The sequence below is a fragment of the Pseudomonas sp. L13 genome (assembly GCF_009935965.1).
Lineage (GTDB): Bacteria > Pseudomonadota > Gammaproteobacteria > Pseudomonadales > Pseudomonadaceae > Aquipseudomonas > Aquipseudomonas lactis.
In genome coordinates this window covers 1-773 of sequence record NZ_QODJ01000147.1, presented here as the reverse complement: position 1 = coordinate 773, position 773 = coordinate 1, and the positions used below count along the sequence as shown (strand labels likewise).

Here is a 773-nt window from a genome sequence, read left to right as displayed (position 1 = left end):
TTGCCAATTACTTTATTACAAGTCACTTTGAGGCTTCGTCAATGAATGACCTCCTGTTGCTGCAGTGACATTATACAGTACATTTAGGCATGCGCTCTGCCAGAATCTCGAGACCGCCCACCTTGGCCCACCATAGTGCCTTAACTGCATTTACGGATGGAGCCATCAACACACACGACCCACAGCACTCCCAGGTCAAAGCTCACATGCTGGTGACCATTGGGACAGGCAACCACTGGGATCCAGTCTGTGCCATCGGGTGTGCAGCGAGTGACACCAGTTCGTTTGAATAAGCTCCCTTGAGAGTTTACACCATAGACACTGCCATCAGTTGCTACTTCAATCATGGACAGAAGTCCAGGAATATTCACAAAGCTGCCGGACCCTGAACAGACACTAGACGACACATCCTTCATGATGAAGATTTGGTCGTTGTGGTTCACTCCCCAACAGCTGTATGGACCACAGCTGTAGTACTTCAGCTTTCCACCAATATTAATCCAAGGAATGTTACTGGATAACCATTTGTTGTTAGCATCCATATTTGAACAGAATATGTCATCATACATATTGACACCTGCAATGATCTGATCACCTCCGGCATCCACCTGATTGAGAAGCCCTTCAAGCCTAACAAAACCGCCACTCTGAAACCTAAAGATGTTGTTTGCTGTATTAACCCCCAGCTGACCAGCAGGACCAACACTGAAGTGCTTTAGAGACCCGCTGATCTTTGTGAAGATGTTATCAATCAGGACGAATATCTCATTATT

The 773-nt window shown here is 46.3% G+C and carries 1 protein-coding gene; it reads right to left on the bottom strand.

What is annotated here, in order from left to right; all coding sequences use genetic code 11:
• Positions 1 to 140: 140 nt before the first annotated feature.
• A partial coding sequence (locus DK871_RS28405) for a tectonin domain-containing protein (protein ID WP_218581570.1) occupies positions 141 to 773 on the bottom strand: 633 nt, incomplete at its 5' end.